Annotated in this window: 15 protein-coding genes and 1 tRNA gene; 10 read left to right on the forward strand and 6 right to left on the reverse strand. The window is 63.2% G+C overall.

The window, feature by feature from the left end:
• Positions 1 to 40: 40 nt before the first annotated feature.
• The 4 genes from ACFELO_RS05350 to ACFELO_RS05365 form a co-directional block, all read right to left on the reverse strand.
• Complete coding sequence (locus ACFELO_RS05350; RefSeq protein WP_440959535.1) at positions 41 to 532, reverse strand: Hpt domain-containing protein; 492 nt, start codon at positions 530 to 532, stop codon at positions 41 to 43.
• A 24-nt stretch (positions 533 to 556) separates the two neighbouring features.
• A complete protein-coding gene (locus ACFELO_RS05355) occupies positions 557 to 1,069 on the reverse strand; it encodes a response regulator (RefSeq protein WP_440959536.1) in 513 nt (170 codons plus the stop codon).
• Positions 1,070 to 1,135: 66 nt separating this feature from the next.
• Positions 1,136 to 1,894 (reverse strand): NAD kinase, encoded by a 759-nt coding sequence (locus ACFELO_RS05360; protein WP_440959537.1) that lies wholly within the window; start codon positions 1,892 to 1,894, stop codon positions 1,136 to 1,138.
• A gap of 51 nt (positions 1,895 to 1,945) precedes the next feature.
• The gene (locus ACFELO_RS05365; protein ID WP_440959538.1) at positions 1,946 to 2,992 is read right to left on the reverse strand and encodes a DUF2336 domain-containing protein; all 1,047 of its coding nucleotides are present in this window, start codon (positions 2,990 to 2,992) and stop codon (positions 1,946 to 1,948) included.
• A gap of 108 nt (positions 2,993 to 3,100) precedes the next feature.
• On the opposite strand from ACFELO_RS05365, the gene egtB reads away from it, so the two are divergent.
• The 5 genes from egtB (at position 3,101) to ACFELO_RS05390 (ending at position 10,494) form a co-directional block, all read left to right on the forward strand.
• The gene (gene egtB / locus ACFELO_RS05370; protein ID WP_440959539.1) at positions 3,101 to 4,384 is read left to right on the forward strand and encodes an ergothioneine biosynthesis protein EgtB; all 1,284 of its coding nucleotides are present in this window, start codon (positions 3,101 to 3,103) and stop codon (positions 4,382 to 4,384) included.
• Between the two features lie 103 nt (positions 4,385 to 4,487).
• Positions 4,488 to 5,258: a class II aldolase/adducin family protein gene (locus tag ACFELO_RS05375; protein ID WP_440959540.1), complete on the forward strand. Its 771-nt coding sequence runs from the start codon at positions 4,488 to 4,490 to the stop codon at positions 5,256 to 5,258.
• Between the two features lie 207 nt (positions 5,259 to 5,465).
• Complete coding sequence (locus tag ACFELO_RS05380) at positions 5,466 to 6,164, forward strand: hypothetical protein (RefSeq protein ID WP_440959541.1); 699 nt, start codon at positions 5,466 to 5,468, stop codon at positions 6,162 to 6,164.
• 80 nt (positions 6,165 to 6,244) lie between these two features.
• The gene (locus ACFELO_RS05385; RefSeq protein ID WP_440959542.1) at positions 6,245 to 7,363 is read left to right on the forward strand and encodes an efflux RND transporter periplasmic adaptor subunit; all 1,119 of its coding nucleotides are present in this window, start codon (positions 6,245 to 6,247) and stop codon (positions 7,361 to 7,363) included.
• The gene (locus ACFELO_RS05390) at positions 7,360 to 10,494 is read left to right on the forward strand and encodes an efflux RND transporter permease subunit (RefSeq protein ID WP_440959543.1); all 3,135 of its coding nucleotides are present in this window, start codon (positions 7,360 to 7,362) and stop codon (positions 10,492 to 10,494) included. Before ACFELO_RS05385 ends, ACFELO_RS05390 begins: the two co-directional genes overlap by 4 nt.
• Positions 10,495 to 10,546: 52 nt before the next feature.
• On the opposite strand, the gene ACFELO_RS05395 is transcribed toward ACFELO_RS05390, so the two are convergent.
• Positions 10,547 to 10,966 carry a c-type cytochrome gene (locus ACFELO_RS05395; protein WP_440959544.1) on the reverse strand — a complete coding sequence of 140 codons (420 nt, stop codon included), beginning with the start codon at positions 10,964 to 10,966 and terminating at the stop codon, positions 10,547 to 10,549.
• Positions 10,967 to 11,239: 273 nt separating this feature from the next.
• On the opposite strand from ACFELO_RS05395, the gene ACFELO_RS05400 reads away from it, so the two are divergent.
• Both ACFELO_RS05400 and ACFELO_RS05405 read left to right on the forward strand, forming a co-directional pair.
• Entirely contained in the window at positions 11,240 to 14,761 is a 3,522-nt protein-coding gene (locus tag ACFELO_RS05400; RefSeq protein ID WP_440959545.1) for an ankyrin repeat domain-containing protein, read from the forward strand.
• A gap of 10 nt (positions 14,762 to 14,771) precedes the next feature.
• A complete protein-coding gene (locus tag ACFELO_RS05405; protein ID WP_440959546.1) occupies positions 14,772 to 15,335 on the forward strand; it encodes a hypothetical protein in 564 nt (187 codons plus the stop codon).
• A gap of 21 nt (positions 15,336 to 15,356) precedes the next feature.
• Here ACFELO_RS05405 and ACFELO_RS05410 read toward each other — a convergent pair.
• Positions 15,357 to 15,432, reverse strand: a tRNA-Thr gene (locus ACFELO_RS05410).
• 160 nt (positions 15,433 to 15,592) lie between these two features.
• Between ACFELO_RS05410 and metG the strand changes: the two genes are divergently transcribed.
• From metG to ACFELO_RS05425, 3 genes are all read left to right on the forward strand, one after another.
• A complete protein-coding gene (gene metG, locus ACFELO_RS05415) occupies positions 15,593 to 17,299 on the forward strand; it encodes a methionine--tRNA ligase (protein ID WP_440959547.1) in 1,707 nt (568 codons plus the stop codon).
• Between the two features lie 95 nt (positions 17,300 to 17,394).
• Positions 17,395 to 17,886: a hypothetical protein gene (locus ACFELO_RS05420; RefSeq protein ID WP_440959548.1), complete on the forward strand. Its 492-nt coding sequence runs from the start codon at positions 17,395 to 17,397 to the stop codon at positions 17,884 to 17,886.
• A gap of 88 nt (positions 17,887 to 17,974) precedes the next feature.
• Complete coding sequence (locus ACFELO_RS05425) at positions 17,975 to 19,309, forward strand: amidohydrolase (RefSeq protein ID WP_440959549.1); 1,335 nt, start codon at positions 17,975 to 17,977, stop codon at positions 19,307 to 19,309.

A 19,309-nucleotide genomic window follows, 5' to 3' on the forward strand; every position in this document is an offset into this window, starting at 1 on the left:
GCGATCCGTCTACACTTTCAGGCTAAACTGTCGGCGCGGATCAGTCCGCGCCGACAAGTGCTATGACTTGGGATTCCAGCTCTTGGGCGAGCTGGCGACCCACAGGGTCTTCATCAGACCGAATATTCTGGATCAGGGCGGCGCGGATCGCGCCGGCATGGGCGCGGACCAGAGCGATGGGGGCGATCGAACGACGTTGCTTGGTCTCGATCAGCTTGGCCAGTGACCCGGAAATGCGCGAAATGATCGGAAACTCGTAGGTCGCGCCCAGGCCGCGCAGGTCGTGAGCGCTGGTGAACAGCATTTCACCGCTCTCGCCCAGCAGACCATCCTGACTGACGGAATCCATCAGCGCTTCCATCTTGGTGACCTCTTCGGCCAACCAGTCCTGGAATTGGTGCTTGATCTGGCCAAGCGCCATTTCGGCCCGTTCGATCGCAGCCTGATCTGCAGGAGGCAATTTGCCGCCAACCTTGGCCTTGAGCATGTTCGGCGGATTGATGATCTCAACCGATTTATCAGGTTTTGCCATGCTTAGGAGGCTCCGCTTCCCATCTTAATTCTTGACCCCATTACCCACGCGCCGGTCGTCGCTCGCGGGCGTCACCACCTTACAGCGCCGGTCGGGTCCGAAAAAGCTCTTCGAATCCACAAAACGCCTCGGTTTTCTAAAGATCGACGAAATGTGTTGGTAAATGCTTTCCGGGCTGAACGGTTTCACCATGAATTCGTTCACGCCCGCATCTCGGGCGATCTGAACGCGTTCGACGTCAGCATAACAGGTCAGCAACAATATGGGCAGGGTGGGGCAGGGACTTGTCGCCGGGTTTCGGACCCAGCGGACCAGAGCCAGACCGTCCACGGGCTTCATTTTCCAGTCGCAGATCAGCAAATCCACATGTTCATGCTGCAGGACGTCCATCGCTGCGCGGACATCACCCGCTTCATAAATGCGCGCCGCGCCCAAGGCGTTCAGGATGGTGCGCAGAATTCCGCGCAAGGGCGCATTGTCGTCGACAATGAGCACCGTCATCCGGTCCAGGGTCAGATATGCGTCGCTGGGCTTCAAAGGGAGCTCCCTGCCTCTTCCGGCAGAACCTAGCGATCACTCTTTAATGGCCGGTAAGCCACGGGGTTAGGTCGCGAACTGCTCAAGCAGGATGCGTTCGTCCAGCGCCCGTCCCTTGTCAAACAGCATGGTTAGCGTGTGTCCGGGCGCCTGACAGATGGTGACCGTCTCGGCGTCCCGGAACTCCTTGTTGTCCGCCACGACCGCCACGGGGCGCTTGCGGGGCTCCAGAATGTCAAAGCGCACCATCGAGGATTGACGCAGCAGGGCGCCGCGCCAGCGTCGCGGACGGAAGGCGCTGATGGGCGTCAGCGCCAGAAGTGTCGCGTCCAGCGGCAGGATGGGGCCATGGGCGGAAAAGTTGTAGGCCGTCGAGCCTGCTGGGGTGGCGACAAGAACGCCGTCCGCCGCGAGCTCTTCCAGCCGCGTCTTTCCATCCACGCTGACCCGGATCTTGGCCGTCTGGCGGGTTTCGCGCAGCAGGGAGACCTCGTTGATCGCAAGGGCCTCGAAAGTCTGGCCCAGCGTATCGCGGACTATGGCGCGCAAGGGGTGGATCTCGGCCCGCTCCGCCTGTTCCAGCCGCTCGACCAGATTGTCCATGCACGGCTCGTTCATGAGAAAGCCGACCGAGCCGAAATTCATCCCGAACACCGGAATCTTGCGGCCCATCACCGAGTGGAGCGCGTCCAGCATGACGCCGTCGCCGCCAAGCGCGATCAGGACATCGGCGTCCAGCAACTGGACTTCGCCATAACGTTCGATCAGCTCGGCCTTGGCCGCTTGGGCGTCATCACGATCTGATGCGTGGTAAGCCAGGCGCATATCGGCTCCTGTCTGCTCGCCCTGAAAGCCGGGAATGGAGAAAGGAAGGGCTTAGTGGATTGAACCGTCTGCACTCATCCGGTGCAAGGCCTGACGTGCGGCGTCCCGCGAGTATTGCTGATAAAGCTCACCCACAGCCCGTTTCGCAGAATCCGCCGGCAAGGGATGCGCCCGACCCTGGTCGCACAGCGCCTCATAAAACAGGTAGGCGTGATCAATATTCATCGCCATCGCGCGTGCGGCCAGAATGGCGACGCGGACGGGCGAGCGACGCAGCGCCTGTCTCCAGTCCGCGGGCTCTAGCCCCGTCAAGCGGGCCACGGCGTGGTCGGAGATATCTGAGCGTCCGTTCTGTGTGGCGCGCAACACATCTTCGGCGTTCAGCGCCTCGATCTCGTGCATCTGGTGGCTGAGGGTTTCGCCCAGCATGTCCAGATCCTCGCCCGCATCATTGTCGGCAAGGCCGGACATGCGCGGCAGGACTTCCGGGCAGACATCCTCAAGGAGCGCCTCAACAGCTTCGCCCGCGATCTCGTAAAGGACGGCCGCGAATTCACGTTCGAGCTGACCGCGTCCGCCAAGCGCGTCCTGGAGCAGGGCGTCTGTCTTGATGAGGTCGGCGGTTTGTTCGGCGCAGCGTGCGTTCAGCCTGGCGCCCAAATTCCTGAACAGTTTCAGTAGGCAGTCGCGCTCGCGGAAACTGCTGAGGCGCTCGGCGAGCGCTTCGCTGATCGCTGCGCGGCGCGCCAGGCTGAGGCGTTGCTGGGGACCCAGCCCGGCAAGCGCGAGCAGATCCTGCTCTTTCAGGCGATCGGAATACTCAAGGATGGGACTTGAGATTTCAAAGGCGTCAAACGCCAGCGCCCGGATAGCCTCGAGCGGCGCCCAGGGGCATTCCGCCAGACGCAAAGCCGCACGTGCGCGGACACGCGCTTCGGCGGCCCGTAAAAATCCCGTGAGATGGACGTCGATCTCACCCAGCACAGGTTCAGGCAGGGCGCGAAGCGTGCAAAGATCGGTGATGGCCAACGCTTTGCGCCCCGCCCGTTCGGAGGGCAGGGTGTGTCCAGTAATAGGGTCCGAGGTCGAACGCAGCATTAACCCCTCATGCCAAATCGGCCTGACCTAGCGATTCGTGTGCAACAAATTGGCTGAATCTTAGTTAGTGAATCATTAGCAACGGCGGAGATCGAAGTGCCAAAAGACATGAATGCAGTTGCATTTACCGCTTTGAAGGAGCGCTTTAAGGCGGTTCGGTCCCGTACGGAGGCCCTGGCGGCAGTCTTTTCTGCAGAAGATCTGTGTGTTCAGACCATGCCCGATGTGTCGCCGGGCAAATGGCATCTGGCCCATGTGACCTGGTTCTGGGAGACCTTCCTGCTCAAGGAAGTGCGGCCGGACTACACGCCCTTTGATCCGCGTTTCAACTACCTGTTCAATTCCTATTACGAGGCGGTCGGTGAGCGCCATGCACGTCCTGAGCGCGGCTTCCTGACCCGTCCGAGCCTTGAAACCGTGCTGGCGTATCGCGCCCATGTGGACCGCGCCGTATGCGACTGGTTCGATCACGCCGAAGCGCGCCTTGTGGAGGCGTTCCGGACAGTGATCGAGACCGGCTTCGCCCATGAGGAGCAGCATCAGGAATTGTTCCTGACCGACATCAAGCATGTCCTGTCGCGCAACAGCTTCCCCGAAGCCGGCTATCCGCACATGCTCGAGGAAGCGCCTCATCTTGCCCCGATGCAGCCTGACCCGGTCTGGATCGCGTTCGAAGGCGGCCTGTTCGAATTTGGTCATGAGGGCGAAGACTTCGCTTTTGACAATGAAGGGCCGCGGCACAAGGCGTGGCTGGAGCCCTTCGCCCTGGCGAGCCGGCCTGTGACCAACGCCGAGTACGTGGCCTTCATTGAGGCGGGCGGATACGCGCAGCCGGAACACTGGCTGTCAGAGGGCTGGGCGCGCATGCAGGCGGAGGGGCGGAGCCATCCCTTCTACTGGCGCCGCAAGGACGGGCGCTGGTCACACTTCACCCTGCACGGGGAGCAGCCCTTGCACCCCGAGGCTCCGGTCAGCCATCTGGATTATTTCGAGGCCAGCGCCTTTGCGAGCTGGGCGGGCTGTCGCTTGCCCGAAGAGCGGGAATGGGAATTCGCTGCGTGCGAGCTTGACCCTGCTCAGGGGCGCTGGGCGGATCCAGACGGGCGGCTGGACCCCGAGCCGTTGAAGCAGGGCTCCAGCCTGCAGGCGATGTATGGCGAGGTCTGGGAATGGACGCGTTCGGCCTATTCCGCCTATCCGGGCTATGCGCCTGCTGAGGGCGCCATCGGGGAATACAATGGCAAGTTCATGTGCGGCCAGTTCGTGCTGCGTGGAGGGTCGTGCCTGACCTCGCCTGACCATGCCCGTGCGACGTACCGCAATTTCTTCCCGCCGGATGCGCAATGGCAAATGACGGGGCTGCGCCTGGCCAAGGACGTTTCGCCGCGCTGACGCCGTACTGGCAGGCATGGGCATTGAGCCGGAAATGCGGTAAACAGTGTTTACAAAACCGTCGGAGAGCGGTTCGCATACGGCACCAAGAGGGAGGAGCGTTATGGACGACGCCAGCCAATTCTCAGTCAAGGATCAGGTCACCGAGGATGAGTGGAAGGCGCGCTGCGACCTTGCTGCGCTCTACCGTCTCGTGCGGATGCACAAATGGGACGACCTGTTCTTCACTCACATCTCCATGCGGGTTCCCGGACCTGACGAGCACTTTCTGATCAATCCGTTCGGGCTGCTGTTTGAAGATGTGACGGCGTCCAATCTCGTGAAGGTGGACATTGACGGCAATGTGCTGCCGCCCTCGCGCTATGGCATCAATCCGGCGGGTTTCACCATCCACTCCGCCATTCACCATGCCCGCCCGGATGTGAAGGTCGCCATGCACCTTCATACCGATCAGGGTGTGGCTGTATCCGCCCAGAAACGCGGTCTGCTGCCGATCTCCCAGCTCGCCATGAACGTGATGAAGGATGTGACCTATCACGACTATGAGGGCATCGCGCTGGATGCGGACGAAAAAGAGCGACTGGTTGGCGATCTGGGAACCAACAATCTCATGATCCTGCGCAATCACGGTACGCTGTCGGTCGGCGACCACCCCTTCAGCTGCTATCTGCGCATGTACCTTCTGGAGCGCGCCTGCTCGATCCAGACGCTGGCCCAGGGCGCGGGCGCCGAGCTTATCGAATGGGACGACGCCATGCAGACTCGCGTTTTCAAACAGGGTGAGGAAGGGGTGACCAATGAGTTGTTCCTGGAAATCGCCTGGCATGCCCTGCGCGCCCGCATCGATCGCGAAAGCCCGGGATATGACGTTTAAAGTTCTCCCATAAGGGGAATTTCTGGACAGCTCGCCACTCTTGCGCTTGTATGCCCGTAAGGGAGAGGCGCAATGGGTGGCGGCGTCCATGGGATCAGATGGCGATGGCGCGGAGTGCGCGCATTTTGTTGTCTGGCGCCTGTGCTGGTCTGCCTCTTCGGAGAGAGCGCCTATGCTGGCGCCTGGACCCGAGCCAAGGGAGAGGGGGTGATCCTCTCCTCTTTCAGTCATCATCAGTTTGATCTGGGGTTTGCCGGCTTTGAGTATTCAAAGCTCGAGAGCGCCGTATATGCAGAATACGGCCTGACCGACCGCTTTACGCTCTATGGCCGCCTGTCTCGGGAAACGCGAATTCATGTCGCGCCGGCGCCCCGGCAAGCCGGTGAGACACGCGATCATACGGTGCGGACGGTCAGTTCGGCTCTGGGTGAGAGCGAGCTTGGCGTGCGGACCCGACTGATCTCATCTGGGCGATGGACGGTGAGTGCGCAGGCGGGTGCAGTCCGCTTTGCAACCGAACCCAATCCTCTCCTCAAGCCCGGGACGCGCTGGGGCCTGGATAGCCGCCTTCTGATTGGCCGAAGCCTGGGGCAAGCCCAGTTCATTGAGGCGCAGCTGGCTCGCCGCCTGGGCGGGGAAGGCGAGGACGGCGAAACCCGTCTGGATCTGAGCTGGGGCGTGCGGCCCGCCGAGCGTTGGCTGATCCTCGCCCAGAGCTATTCCGCCTGGGGAGAGGGCGGTTGGGGCGCTTATCGAACCGCGTACGAAAGCCACCGGATTCACCTCTCCGTGATCGCGCCCGTCACTGAAGGACTTTCCTTACAGCTTGGTGCAATTAATTCAGTGTCCAGCGACAGGATCGCGCCCGAAACTGCGTACATGATCTCGCTTTGGCGTGAATTCTAAATGCATTGCAATGTGCGATTTTTGATTTTCGCATTAAACGGCGCATATCGGGCATGTGAGTGATTTCAGGAGACGGGGTTATGCAGCGTTGGCTTTTTCTGGCCGCTACCGGGGTGATCTTTGCGATCATGGCGATCGCGGTCGCTGTGCGCGCCATGACGAGTGGCGGTGAGCAGGCTGGCGGCTGGGGCGGTGATCAAACCCTTGTTTCTGCCTACACGGTTCAGTCTGAAACCTTCGCCGATGTGGTCGAAGCGCTGGGCACTGCGGGCGCTAATGAATCCGTCAACGTCACCGCCAAGGTCTCTGATGTGATCGCCCGGCTGGATTTTGATTCCGGCGCCCATGTGGAAGAAGGCGATATCCTGGTCGAGCTGGCGGACGCCGAAGAAGCAGCCGGACTGAGCGAAGCCCGCGCCACCCTGCGTGAGACCCAGCGTGACATTACCCGTATTCAGGACCTGACGGACCGGGGCGTGGCGTCCCGCACCCGTCTGGATGAAGCCCAGGCCGCTTATGATCGCGCCCGCGCTCGTGTGGAGGCGATCGAGGCGCGCATGGCCGATCGCATCATCCGGGCGCCGTTCTCCGGCGTTATCGGTCTGCGCAATGTCAGCGTGGGTGAACTGGTCGGTCCGGGCGATGTCATCGCCCAGCTCGACGATACCTCCATCATCAAGCTCGATTTCACGGTGCCCGAGCGTTTCCTGTCGGTGATCGAAGCCGGTCAGACCGTAAGGGCGCGCAGCTCGGCCTTTCCGGACGCGGTGTTCTCGGGCGAGGTGAGCCAGGTGGACAGCCGTATCGACCCCACCACGCGCACCGTCACCGTACGGGCGTTGATCGACAATGAAGCCGGGCGGCTGCGTCCGGGCATGTTGATGACGGTGGAGCTCCGCCGTGATGAACGCGAGAGCCCGGCCATCCCCGGCTCGTCCATCGTGCGCTTTGACGAACAGACCTTCGTGTATCTCATCGAGGACCGCGAGAACGGCCCGGTGGCTGTGCGTCGGGACATCGAGCTGGGCCTGCGCATCGCCGGCATGGTCGAAGTGCGCCGGGGTCTTGAGCTGGGTGACCAGATTGTTTCCGAAGGCGTACACCGCGTGCGCGAAGGCGGCGCCCTTCGCATCGCCAATGCACCCGCCCAGGGCGGTGGCCGGGGTCTTGAAATCCAGACTGGCGAGGCCGCCCAATGACCCTGACCGATGTCGCCGTTCGCCGTCCCGTGCTCGCTTTCGTGGCGAGCGCCCTGATCATTGTCTTCGGCTTCATGGGGTTACGCGATCTGCCGCTGCGTGAAATGCCGGATGTGGACCGCCCCGTCGTGTCGGTCAGCGCGGACTATCCCGGCGCCAATGCCGAGGTGATGGAGAACCGCGTCACCCAGGTCATCGAGGACAGCCTGTCGGGCATTGAGGGGGTGGACACCATCAGCTCTTCGTCCCGGGACGGCTCGTCTCGCGTCACCATCACCTTCACGCTCGAGCGCGATATCGAAGCCGCCGCCAATGATGTGCGCGATGCGGTGTCCCGGATCCGCGACCGCATGCCCGAAGACGTGCAGGACCTTGAAGTGTCCAAGCAGGACAGCGATGCGCGTCCCTTCCTGTGGTACATGCTCGGCTCGGACCGGATGACGTCCGAAGAGCTGACCGATTATGCGGATCGTTTTATCGTGGACCGCTTCACCGTGCTGGATGGCGTGGCGAACGTCCGGATTGGCGGGCAACGTCGCTATGCCATGCGCATCTGGCTCGATCCCTATGAAATGGCGGCTCGCTCGATCACGGTTGCGGATATCGAGAACGCGCTGCGCAGCGAGAATGTCGAGGCGCCTGGCGGCGCCGTGGAGACCACCGACACTCAGCTTTTTGTCCGGGTCGAGCGCCTGTTCGCCGATGAAGAGGCCTTTGCCCGTATGCCGATCCGTGTCGCCGATGATGGCCATGTGATCCGGCTTGGGGAAGTCGCGGATGTCGAACTCGCTGCGGAAGAGCACCGCGCCATGTTCCGCGGCAACGGTCAGAACATGGTGGGGCTGGGCTTTGTGCGTCAGAGCAAGGCGAATTCGGTTGCCGTGGCGGAGCAGATCAATGCCGAGATTGATCGGCTGCAGCCGCAATTGCCCGAAGGCATGGTGATCATTCGCGGCTCGGACGACACCGTCTTCATCAAGGAATCCATCAAGGAAGTCTGGCGCACCTTTGCTGTGGCGGCGACGCTGGTGGTTCTGGTGATCTATCTGTTCCTGGGCAGCTTCCGCGCGGCCATCGTGCCTGCCGCCGTGGTGCCGGTGTGCATGATAGGCACGTTTGCGATCCTTGCGGCCGGTGGGTTCTCCATCAACATCCTGACGCTGCTCGCGCTCGTGCTCGCAATCGGCCTCGTAGTGGACGATTCCATCGTGGTGCTGGAGAACATCCAGCGTCGTGTGGATCTGGGTGAACCGCCCATGCTCGCCAGTGAGCGCGGCGGACGTCAGGTCTTCTTCGCGGTGATTGCTACCACGGCCGTGCTGGCGTCCGTGTTCATGCCGCTCATCTTCCTGCCGGGGCTGATCGGGCGCATTTTCGCCGAGCTGGCGGTGACCATCACGGGCGCCGTGGTGTTGTCGAGTTTTGTCGCCCTGACCCTGTCCCCCATGATGACCTCCAAGCTTCTCAAACCGAGCTCGGATCTGCGGGGGCCTGCGAAATGGGTCAATACCGGCCTCGACAAGCTCCAGAATTCCTATCGTCAGAGCCTGAGCCTCATTCTGGGCGTGCCGTGGATCGTGGCGCCGCTGATCCTCGTCGCCGTCGCTGGTTCGGCTTTCATGTTCTCGAAGCTTCCGGGCGAGCTGACCCCGCCTTCCGACCGAGGCAGCTTCTTTGGCATGGTCAGCGCGCATCAGGGCGCCAGCTTTGACTACATGTCCGGCCAGATGATGCAGGCCGAGGAGATCGTGAACAGCTATCTTGAGACCGGCGAGCTGCGCCGCGTGCTCATCGTCTCTCCGGGCTGGGGCGGCTCTGGCTACAATTCCGGCATGGTCATCGGCAGCATGGCGGACTGGGACGAGCGTCGTCCGGGGGATGAGATCGTCAACGAGATCAATGCCCGACTTGGCCAGCTTCCGGGCGTGCGGGCGTTTGTTTCCATGCGGTCGCCTTTGGGCGGCGGTGGCGGCGGGGACGATATCCAGTTCGTCCTGCAAGGCCCCGATTACGACATGCTCAACCGCGAGGCTGACCGGCTGATCGCGGACATCGCCGAGCGTAATCCCAACCTCATCCGGCCGCGCAAGGACTATCAGCCCACCGCGCCGCGTCTGCTTGTGGATATCGACCGTGAACGGGCGGCTGCGCTGGGCGTTTCAGTTTCTGACATCAGCCGCACGCTGCAAACCCATCTGGGGTCGCGACGCGTGGGCCAGTTCATTGACCGGGGCGAAGCTTATAACGTGATCTTGGAAAACCGTCAGGCGGACCGGTCCAGCCAGAACGACCTTGAGACGCTGTTCGTCCGGGCCAGTTCCGGCGATCTCATCCCGCTGTCGAGCCTGGTGAATCTGCGTGAAGTCGGCGAGGCGCCGTCTCGCTCGCGCATCGACCGTCAGCGCGCCGTGACGGTGTCGGCCACTATCCAGGGCGACTACACCATTGGTCAGGCCGTGGAATGGCTGGACGCCTGGGCGGCGGATACCCTGCCGCCGGAAGTGGGTACGACCTATGTGGGTGAGGTGCGGGAATTCCTGCGCTCCAACAACGCGATCTACTTCGCCTTCGGTCTGGCGCTCCTGATCGTGTTCCTGGTGCTCGCGGCCCAGTTCGAGAGCTTCATCCAGCCCGCCGTGATCATGCTGACGGTGCCGCTGGCGGTCGCGGGCGGTCTGTTCGGCCTCTATATGGGCGGGTCCAGCCTGAACATCTTCTCCCAGATCGGATTGATCATCCTGATCGGTCTGGCGGCGAAGAACGGCATCCTGATCGTGGAGTTCGCCAACCAGCTGCGTGAGGAGGGCATGACGCTCGCCGAGGCGACGCTGGAAGCCTCTGTGACCCGCTTGCGTCCGATCCTGATGACCGGGGTCTCCACCGCCATCGGCGCCTTCCCGCTGGTGATCGCCACGGGACCCGGCTCGGAGACGCGGGTGACCATCGGTCTGGTGATCTTCACCGGCGTGATGGTGGCGACGCTCTTCACCCTGTTTGTGGTGCCGGCGGTCTATGGCGTCCTGGGGCGGTTCACCAAGACCCCGAACTGGGTGTCGCGCCAATTGGAGCGGGAGGCCCGGGACGTGCGCGGCGCCGACCCGGTCGACCCGCCCGCGGCGCCAGCCGAATAAAGAAAAACCCCGGAGCGAGGCTCCGGGGTTTTTTGTTTCCAGGCGTGAAGGCCTAGTGCGTGTTGATCGCCAGCCAGGCGATCAGGTCATGGCGATCCTGTTCATCGCGCAGACCGGCAAAGCTCATCCGGTTGCCCGGAATATATTCGCGCGGATTGGTCAGATAGGCGTCCAGCGTTTCGGCGGACCAGACGATTTCGGACTCAGACATGGCCGGGGAGTAGCGGAAATCGTCCTTGTGACCGGACTCACGACCGAACACGTCATGCAGGTTCGGGCCGACCATGTTGCGACCGCCTTCTTCCACCGTGTGGCAGGCCTGGCAGCGTCGGAAGATGCGCGCGCCATTGTCCACATTGGCGCTGACATAGGGCTCGCCCAGCTCGGCGAGGATGGCGCTCTGGGCGTCATCTTCCGCGTGTGCGGCCGTGGTGAGGGCGAGGGCGGCGAAGCCGGCGAAAATCATACGCATGGGCGCTTACTCCTGTTGGTCTCAGGTCTGGGTGAGCATCTAGCGCGCATGCCAGTGAGAGGCAAATGCGCCAAGAGTCGCAGGCATGGCCCGCATCGCTCATGGGCGGAGTGATAGCGCGAAACATGTCCGAAATCAGACAGTCATGGCAGTTTGCACGCCCGAGCGACGCAAGCGTGTCAAACATGCCAGGGACGTTGTGATTGACCCGATGCGCCTGCGTGTGGATCACTGTTCTTCTGTGAGTTGAATGCGTCTGACGGAGAGCGCCTGATGTCAGCGAAATTTGCAAGGCCGTTCCGGATCGGGATCTGTGTGCTCGCCCTCGGGCTCTCATCACCGGCTTTCGCCCGACAGGAGAGCCAGTGTCAGGCGGGCGAGCTGTTTTATTCTGCGGACGCCTATCTGGGACTGGCGACCCAGGAGGAGCGGGATCGCTTCGCCGCCAATGCGCTCGTGCAGATGTGGGGGGAGGTGACGCCCGACATCGCCAATCTCGCCAATCTGCAAGCGGTCACCGATTATTCGGGCGCTCTGGCGCCCTCAACGGCGGCGGTGGAGCGGGCTCTGGCCCTGTCTGCCGCTGAACGCAGCACCGCACTGGCAGGGCGCAGTTTCACGGTGGGGCGTCTGAACCGTGTGCTGGACTCCCTTGAGAGCGGCTCGGGCCTCACCGCGCGTCTGGGACCCGCGCTTGGGGCTGCAGGCCAAGGCATTGATGGCGTCAATATTCTCTATCATTCCGCGAACGCCATACGTACGGGCGACCGGACGTCCAAGGCGCTCGCCATTCAATCAGCCATGTCGCTGGCGCGAGCCCGGCTCGCCAGCTCCTGGGGTGGTTCCCTTGGCCCGATGATGGGCATGGTGGGCTTGCTGGAATACTCGATCAATGCCTTCGGGACGGATGCTTGGAGCCGTTACGAGGACTATTGGTGGCAAGCCTATGTCGGGTATGCGCGTGAGCATCATAACCTGACGGCCCTGCAATGGGCGGAGCTCTACCAGAACGAGGGACGCGCTGGCGTCGAGCGCAGACTGGACGCGTTCTGGAACGATCCGGACTACACCGTTGATGCTCTGGGCGGGATGTATAATCGGGGGGCTTCAGAGCGATTGTCCATCGCCCGTTCCGCCTATGCCGAGGCGGAGTATCAGCGTGTCTTCGCTGCGCGCTACATGATCGAGGTGGTGGAGCCGCGATTGATGCAGGGGTTCTCCCAGCAGGCGGACCGTCTTCTGGACGAGGCCATGTCGCGCTTTGAGGCGGCGTGCGAGGACGCGCTTGCAGAGGCGCAAGCCATAGATGCGGCGCTCGCGCTGATCCGTGCAGCGGGCGAGGCGTCAGAATACGACGCCGACAGGGTGCTTGACGCTGTGTTCGAGAATGATCTGGAGACGATCCGAAACGCGCTCGCGTCGGGTTTTGACCCCAATCAGAGCCTGGAAGGCGACACGCCCATGCCATTCATGTACGGCGCGGGGATCTATCTGTCGCGTGACCCCTCGCTGGCGTCGGCTATTGCGGCCCTGGTCGCAGGCGGCGGGGATCTTCAGCCCGCCCGACCATCAGGAAACTTCGAACCGATTGTCGTGCCGATCGGAGAGGGCAATGAGGCGGGCGCCCTGGCGCTGCTGGATGCAGGGTATCGCTCTCGCTTCAGCGCCTCTGAGGGCGACACGATCATTCGTCGCGCGGTGATCGCCGACATGCCCGGTCTGGTCCGGCGTCTGGTAGCGGACGGGCATGTGGTCAATGTGATCGGTCCTGACGGGGTTCCCCTTCTGATGACGGCGGTCAATCGCGGTCAGGAGGAGAGTGTCGCAGCGCTGCTGGAGGGGGGCGCAGATCCGAACGCCCGGGGAAACGCTGAAGGCGCGCCGCTGCATCTGGCCGCCAATCGCGGTCAGGCCGGCATTGCGCGGAGGCTGGTTGAGGCCGGTGCGCGCATCGACGAGATCATGTCCCCCGGCAACCGGCCTTTCACGCCTTTGATGATCGCCGCCATGCAGGGGCGGGACCAGACTGTCCGCGTCCTGGTGGAGGCGGGGGCTGACCGGTCGGTCCGGGCCAGCCAGGGGACCGCTGCAGACTATGCCCGCGCCAATGGCCATATCGACATCGCCGATTATCTGGACGCGCTGGCGGGGCCTGCCCGGGTCAGGCTCAGTCTGGACATGGTCGCGACGGATTACTCGGTCTCCGAGGACCGGTCCGCAACGTTGGTGATCAGTGAAGGGGCGGAGGCGTTGACCTCGGTCGAGATCGTCAGCAGCGACCCCTCCATCCTGGCGATCACGCAGCAACCCGATCTGGGGGATCTGCGCCCGATGCTGCGTGATGTCGAGGGGCGGGGCGCCTCCTTCGGATTCGATGCGCGTTCGGTCGGGAGCGTCACTCTGACCGTGACCGCCCGCACGCGCTCGGGGACGTCGGTCAGCGCGCGCAAGAGCGTGCAGGTCACCGTGTCTCCGCGAGAGGCCGGACGGGAGGTCGCGGACGCGGCCCGTGAGTATGACGGCGCGCGGGTCCGCGCGATTCTTCAGGCGCAGGACGCCAGCATGCAGCGCGCGATCCTGCAAAGCTGCGCGCGGGGAATATGGCCGGCGTGCGAGCAGACGATCGCCGGGTTCGCGGCGATGCACTTTGCGTATGCCGGAGATGTGCAGACGCTGGCGGCGCTGGCGGGTACGGGCCTGTCGCTGGACTATGTGTCCAATGATGGCGCGCTGACCCCTCTTCTGGCCGCTGTGACGCGGGGACATGCCGAGGCGGTCGACTTCCTGCTGCAGCAGGGCGTTGATGCGGACGAGATCACGCCGCTCGGCTATTCCGCCATCGCGGTCGCCGCAGCCCGGAATGATACGGGCATGGTTCAGCGCTTGCTGGCGGCCGGGGCCGATCCGAACCGGGGGGCGCTGCATGACGGCGCCACGGCCTTGCACCATGCCGCCATCCACAACAACACCGCCATGATTGACCTTTTGACCCGTCATGGCGCGGAGGCGCTTCCCGATGGGGGCGGCCATGCGCCGGGCTATTACGCGTTCTGGCTGCATCAGAACGAGGCTCTGGCTGTGCGGCTGGGCTATGGCGAGGCGCGCGGATACGCCGAGCGTGAACGGCGACGCAACGAACCGGGTTTTGACTGGGCGGAGTTCGCCCGGCGTATGGAGCCTGCCCTGCAACAGACGATGGTGGAGCTGCAGGCGGCCCAGAACCAGTATTATGCGGATGTCGCCGCCGCCAACAGCCGCTACGAGGCCGGGATGCAAGGGGCGCGTCAGCCGACTTCTTCAGCGCCGGCCTATGCCACGTCTCCGAACGCCGGATTGCCCAGCCCGTATGCGTCACAATGGGCGACGCCCGCCCCTTCTGCAGCGAGTCCTGTTGCGCCGGAACGCCCGGCCGCGGGTTCCGGCTCGGCCGAGTTGCCCCAGTGCCAGACCTATGGCGAGTTGGCCGTGTTCGGGCAGCGACCGGGCGGATCCCAAGTCCATCTGAAAACGCTCTATGTGACGCGCGATACGCTGGCGTGTCGTCGGGGCTCGACCCGGTTTCGCCCTTCCAGCGAGGGGAGTGACTTCGTCACGGCGTGCGGCGTGCGCTATCTCGCCATCCATCCCAGCTTGAACCGGTTCACACAGAACCTGATTGATGTGATCGAGGATGGCGGTTCGAGCTATCGCATCGACGCCCGTGACATAGAAGGGGGTGTGGATTGCACGGTGGATGCGTCCAGCGTGCCCTTCATGTCCATCCTGCGATCAATCGCCGACCGCGGCCCGCTCTAGGAGCTCATCCATGATCCGTATGATGTTGAACCTGTCAGCAGCGGCGGCGGTGTCTTGCACGGCCCCGTCACTGGCGCTCGCGCGTCAGGCCGACCCCGCTACGCTTGATCTTCAGGCGTCGCTGGACGGCGTGGTGACGATGGGGCTCGAGCCCCTTCTTGATCTGGCGCGCGGGGCGCTCGAACACGGCGCTGACCCGCTGGCGCCGGTGGAGGCTCAGGGCCATAGCGACAGCTATGCGTATCTGATTGCTCTGGCGGAAGACGCCTGCGAACGCGAAGCGCAGGGCCTGGGGATGGGGCATGACTGGCGTGCAGTCACCTATGAGGTCTTTGCCCTGATGCAGGCGCGCGGCGCGCCGCCCTCCTATGCGCGTGACTTTCTGGACGCGGCCATGACCCCTCCAGGACAGGAGGTGGTGTTCACGGGGCAGGCGTCAGGCGTGCGTGCAATGCGCGATCGCATGGCGGTAACTGCCCATGCCCTTCAATCGACCGCCGAACCGGACGCTGCGGGTTTTGTGCGTCATGACTGGGCCGAGGCGTATGAGGGGATGAAGCGGGACGAGGGCTAGCCTGTGCGCAGGCGGGCGCCGTGGCGCCGGTTGAGGGACTCGAACCCCCGACCTTCGGTTTACAAAACCGCTGCTCTACCAGCTGAGCTAAACCGGCGCGTTTGCGCTTTCTACGCGGGACAGGTTGATTTGGGCAAGCGGTGTCGCATGGTCGAATGCAGACAGGCGGCGCTGACGCTGAACCGGGCCGGTTTCCCTTTGCGCCGGGCTTGGGTAAGAGTGCGCCTTTAATCCTGTGACAGACCGGATCGACCCATATGGCCCGCATTCTCATCACCAGCGCCTTGCCGTACATCAATGGCATCAAGCATCTCGGCAATCTGGCCGGCTCCATGCTGCCTGCAGATGTGTATGCGCGCTTCATGCGTCAGAGCGGTCATGAGGTTCTGGCGATCTGCGCCACTGACGAGCATGGCACGCCCGCCGAGCTGGCCGCCGCGGCTGCCGGGCAGGATGTGCGCGCCTATTGCGACGAGCAGCACGAGATCCAGAAATCCATCGGCGCGCAGTTCGGGCTGAGCTGGGACTATTTCGGTCGCACCTCCTCAAAGCAGAACGCCGAGCTGACCCAGCACTTTGCTGAAACGCTGGAGAAGAACGGCCTGATCGCCGAAGTCGTCGAGCAGCAGGTCTATTCCATTGATGACGCCCGCTTCCTGCCCGACCGCTATGTGGAGGGGACCTGCCCCAATTGCGGTTTCGAGAAAGCGCGGGGCGACCAGTGCGATAATTGCGGCAAGCTTCTGGACCCGATCGAGCTGATCGAGCCCTATTCGGCGGTGTCAGGCTCGAAAAACCTTGAAGTGCGCGACACCAAGCACCTTCAGCTCAAGCAGACGGTGATGGAAGAGCGCATTCGCGCCTGGGTGGACGCGGCGGATGGCTGGCCGGGCTTCGCCAAATCCATCGCCTATAAATGGCTCGATGAAGGCCTGCGCGACCGCACCATCACCCGCGATCTGAAATGGGGCGTGCCCGTCACCAAGGACGGCCAGCCGCGCGAAGGCTTTGAAGACAAGGTCTTCTATGTCTGGTTTGACGCGCCCATCGGATACATTTCCGCGACCCGCGAATGGGCCGAGCAGACCGGCGGCGACTGGGAAAGCTGGTGGCGCACCGACAAGGGCGCCGAGGATGTCCGCTATGTGGAATTCATGGGCAAGGACAATGTGGCCTTCCACACGGTCAGCTTCCCCGCCACGCTTCTGGGCTCGGAAGAACCGTGGAAGACGGTGGATGCGCTGAAGGCCTTCAACTGGCTCACCTGGTATGGCGGCAAGTTCTCCACCTCCAACAAGCGCGGCGTCTTCATGGACCAGGCGCTGGAGCTGTTGCCCGCTGATTACTGGCGCTGGTATCTGACCGCCTATGGTCCCGAGGGCTCTGACGCGCAATTCACCTGGGACCACTTCCAGGCGAGCGTGAACAAGGATCTGGCGGACGTTCTGGGTAATTTCGTCAACCGCATCCTGAAATTCGGCGCGTCACGCTTTGAGGGCGTGATCCCCGAGGGCGGAACGCCGGGCGAGGCGGAAGCCTGGCTCGAGACCGAAGTCTCAACGCGCCTTGCCAACATCGCCAGCCATTACGAGGCGATGGAATTCAGGAAGGCCGCAGCCGAGACGCGCGCTCTGTGGGCGGCGGGCAATGAATACCTCACCAAGGCCGAGCCCTGGGTGCATTTCAAGACCGACAAGGATCAGGCCGCGCTGGGCGTGCGCATGGGCATCAATCTGGTGCGCCTGTGCGCCATCGCGGCCCAGCCAATCATCCCGGAAGCCGCCGGCAAGATCCTCGCCGCCCTGGGCCTTGAAGGGGCGCAGGACTGGCCGACGGGTGACGCGAAGGCGATGCTGTCCGCGCTGGAGCCGGGACGCAGCTTTGAGCCGGCGGATATTCTGTTCGCCAAGATCGAGGATGATCAGGTGACAGAGTGGTCAGAGCGCTTTGGCGGCGCCGCCTAGGGGCGAATCGCGGCGCTGACTTCTCACCTTACGGTTAGTCATTCGTTTAGGCTGACTTGGCATTGTCTGCGCTTGACTTGACGATGGGGCTGGCGATGAGCGAGACGGCGACCTTGGGTGAGGGGATGCTTTCAGCGGAGGCGCTGAAAGCCGCCAACGTGCATCCCGACACCGGCCTGGCCACCGACTATCTCAATCATTTCAATGAAGTGGTCATGCTTCTTGAGATGCTGCCCGACATGCCCGATTTCGCGGACGAAGTGCTGGCCTGGGAACCCGTGGCTTATGAAGAGCATTTCGAGCGCACCAATTATGTGGGCAAGGAAACCGTGATCGCGGCCTATGCGGCGGTGGATCATGTGCTCAAGGCGCATCTGGAAACGATTGTCGCCGCTGTGAATGTCGAGCTCATGCGTGCGCAGGACAAGGTGCGCGAAGGTGACTTCGCGGGCGCCTCCGCCATGGCGGGCAGCGAGATTGAATCCCTGCTGGCGGCTGCTCGCGCAGCGGTTCAGGGTCGCATCGAAGGCGAAGGCATCGACGACAGCGCCGCCGCACAGGCCGCTGCTGACGCCCTCTTCGACTAGGCGTTCTGGCGGGCGCCCCTCCCTTTATGCGTTGACCTCTCCAGGCTGGCGGTCTGCAATGTCGCCAACGAAAAAGGGGAGTCGCACTATGCGTCATTTGTTCATGGCCGCCGCCGCAGGGCTGGCGCTGACCGCACCATCGTTTGCGCAGGATGATCTGCGCACTGCAATCAGCGCCGACTGGGATAATCACCTCCAGGCGCTGTACGAGCATTTCCACGAGAACCCCGAGCTGTCCTTCATGGAGACCGAGACCGCGGCGCGTCTGGCCGAAGAGCTGCGCGGCGCCGGGTTTGACGTGACCGAGGGCGTGGGCCGGACGGGCGTTGTGGCGGTGATGGAAAATGGCGATGGTCCGACCATCATGCTGCGCGCAGACATGGATGGCCTGCCGGTGCGCGAAGACACCCCGGTCGAGTATATCTCTGAAGTGATGGGCGAAGACCGGATGGGCAACACCTTCCCGGTGATGCACGCCTGCGCGCACGATACGCACATGACCTCGCTGGTCGCGGCGGCGCGCTATATGAGCCAGAACCGCGATGACTGGTCCGGCACGCTGATCCTGATCGGCCAACCCGCCGAGGAAGTGGGGCTGGGCGCGCTCGCCATGCTGTCTGACGGCCTTTATGAGCGCTTCCCGACGCCGGACGCCGTCGTCTCCTATCACACCTGGGGCTATATGCCGGCGGGCGTGATTCGCTATGCGCCGGGCTGGGCGATGGCGAATGTGGACTCCGTGGACCTCTATGTGCGCGGGATTGGCGCCCACGGCGCCTCGCCGCATCTGGGCAAGGACCCGGTGGTGCTCGCCAGCCAGATCGTCACCAATTTGCAGACGCTGGTCAGCCGCGAGCTGTCGCCGTTTGAAACCGGCGTCGTGACGGTCGGCGCCTTCAACGCCGGGACCAAACACAACATCATCTCGGATGAAGCGCATCTTCAGATCACCGTGCGCTCTTACACCGATGAAGTCCGCGAGCGTCTGATCAACGGGATCGAGCGTATTGCACGGGGTCAGGCGATGGCGGCGGGCCTGCCTGAAGAGCTGATGCCGGTGATGGAGGTCGAGGAGACCTACACCCCCGCGCTTTATAACGATCCGGCCCTGTCCGATCAGGCAGGCGCCGTGCTGGCGGCCCGCTTTGGCCAGGACGCCGTGGCGACAGCCGATCCGGTGACCGGCGGCGAGGACTTCTCCCGCTATGGCCGCACCGATGAGGATGTGCCGATCTTCATGTTCTGGGTGGGCGGCGCCCCGCAGACCGTGTGGGAAGAGTATCAGGCGCGCGGGGAAACCCCGCCAGCCAACCACTCGCCCTTCTTCTATCCCGACGGCGAAGGCGCCGTGACCGTGTCCTCTGAAGGCATGGTCGCAATCGCGCTGGATCTGTTCGCCAATGGCGTGCCGCAAGGCGAATAG

The sequence above is a fragment of the Oceanicaulis sp. LC35 genome, from assembly GCF_052055585.1.
GTDB lineage: Bacteria > Pseudomonadota > Alphaproteobacteria > Caulobacterales > Maricaulaceae > Oceanicaulis.

What these genes read in the sequence shown, in the direction of transcription:
- ACFELO_RS05350 (WP_440959535.1), bottom strand. Translation starts at nt 532, where the DNA reads ATGGCAAAACCTGATAAATCGGTTGAGATCATCAATCCGCCGAACATG.
- ACFELO_RS05360 (WP_440959537.1), bottom strand. Translation starts at nt 1,894, where the DNA reads ATGCGCCTGGCTTACCACGCATCAGATCGTGATGACGCCCAAGCGGCC.
- ACFELO_RS05365 (WP_440959538.1), bottom strand. Translation starts at nt 2,992, where the DNA reads ATGCTGCGTTCGACCTCGGACCCTATTACTGGACACACCCTGCCCTCC.
- egtB (WP_440959539.1), top strand. Translation starts at nt 3,101, where the DNA reads ATGAATGCAGTTGCATTTACCGCTTTGAAGGAGCGCTTTAAGGCGGTT.
- ACFELO_RS05375 (WP_440959540.1), top strand. Translation starts at nt 4,488, where the DNA reads ATGGACGACGCCAGCCAATTCTCAGTCAAGGATCAGGTCACCGAGGAT.
- ACFELO_RS05385 (WP_440959542.1), top strand. Translation starts at nt 6,245, where the DNA reads ATGCAGCGTTGGCTTTTTCTGGCCGCTACCGGGGTGATCTTTGCGATC.
- ACFELO_RS05390 (WP_440959543.1), top strand. Translation starts at nt 7,360, where the DNA reads ATGACCCTGACCGATGTCGCCGTTCGCCGTCCCGTGCTCGCTTTCGTG.
- ACFELO_RS05395 (WP_440959544.1), bottom strand. Translation starts at nt 10,966, where the DNA reads ATGCGTATGATTTTCGCCGGCTTCGCCGCCCTCGCCCTCACCACGGCC.
- ACFELO_RS05400 (WP_440959545.1), top strand. Translation starts at nt 11,240, where the DNA reads ATGTCAGCGAAATTTGCAAGGCCGTTCCGGATCGGGATCTGTGTGCTC.
- ACFELO_RS05405 (WP_440959546.1), top strand. Translation starts at nt 14,772, where the DNA reads ATGATCCGTATGATGTTGAACCTGTCAGCAGCGGCGGCGGTGTCTTGC.
- metG (WP_440959547.1), top strand. Translation starts at nt 15,593, where the DNA reads ATGGCCCGCATTCTCATCACCAGCGCCTTGCCGTACATCAATGGCATC.
- ACFELO_RS05420 (WP_440959548.1), top strand. Translation starts at nt 17,395, where the DNA reads ATGAGCGAGACGGCGACCTTGGGTGAGGGGATGCTTTCAGCGGAGGCG.
- ACFELO_RS05425 (WP_440959549.1), top strand. Translation starts at nt 17,975, where the DNA reads ATGCGTCATTTGTTCATGGCCGCCGCCGCAGGGCTGGCGCTGACCGCA.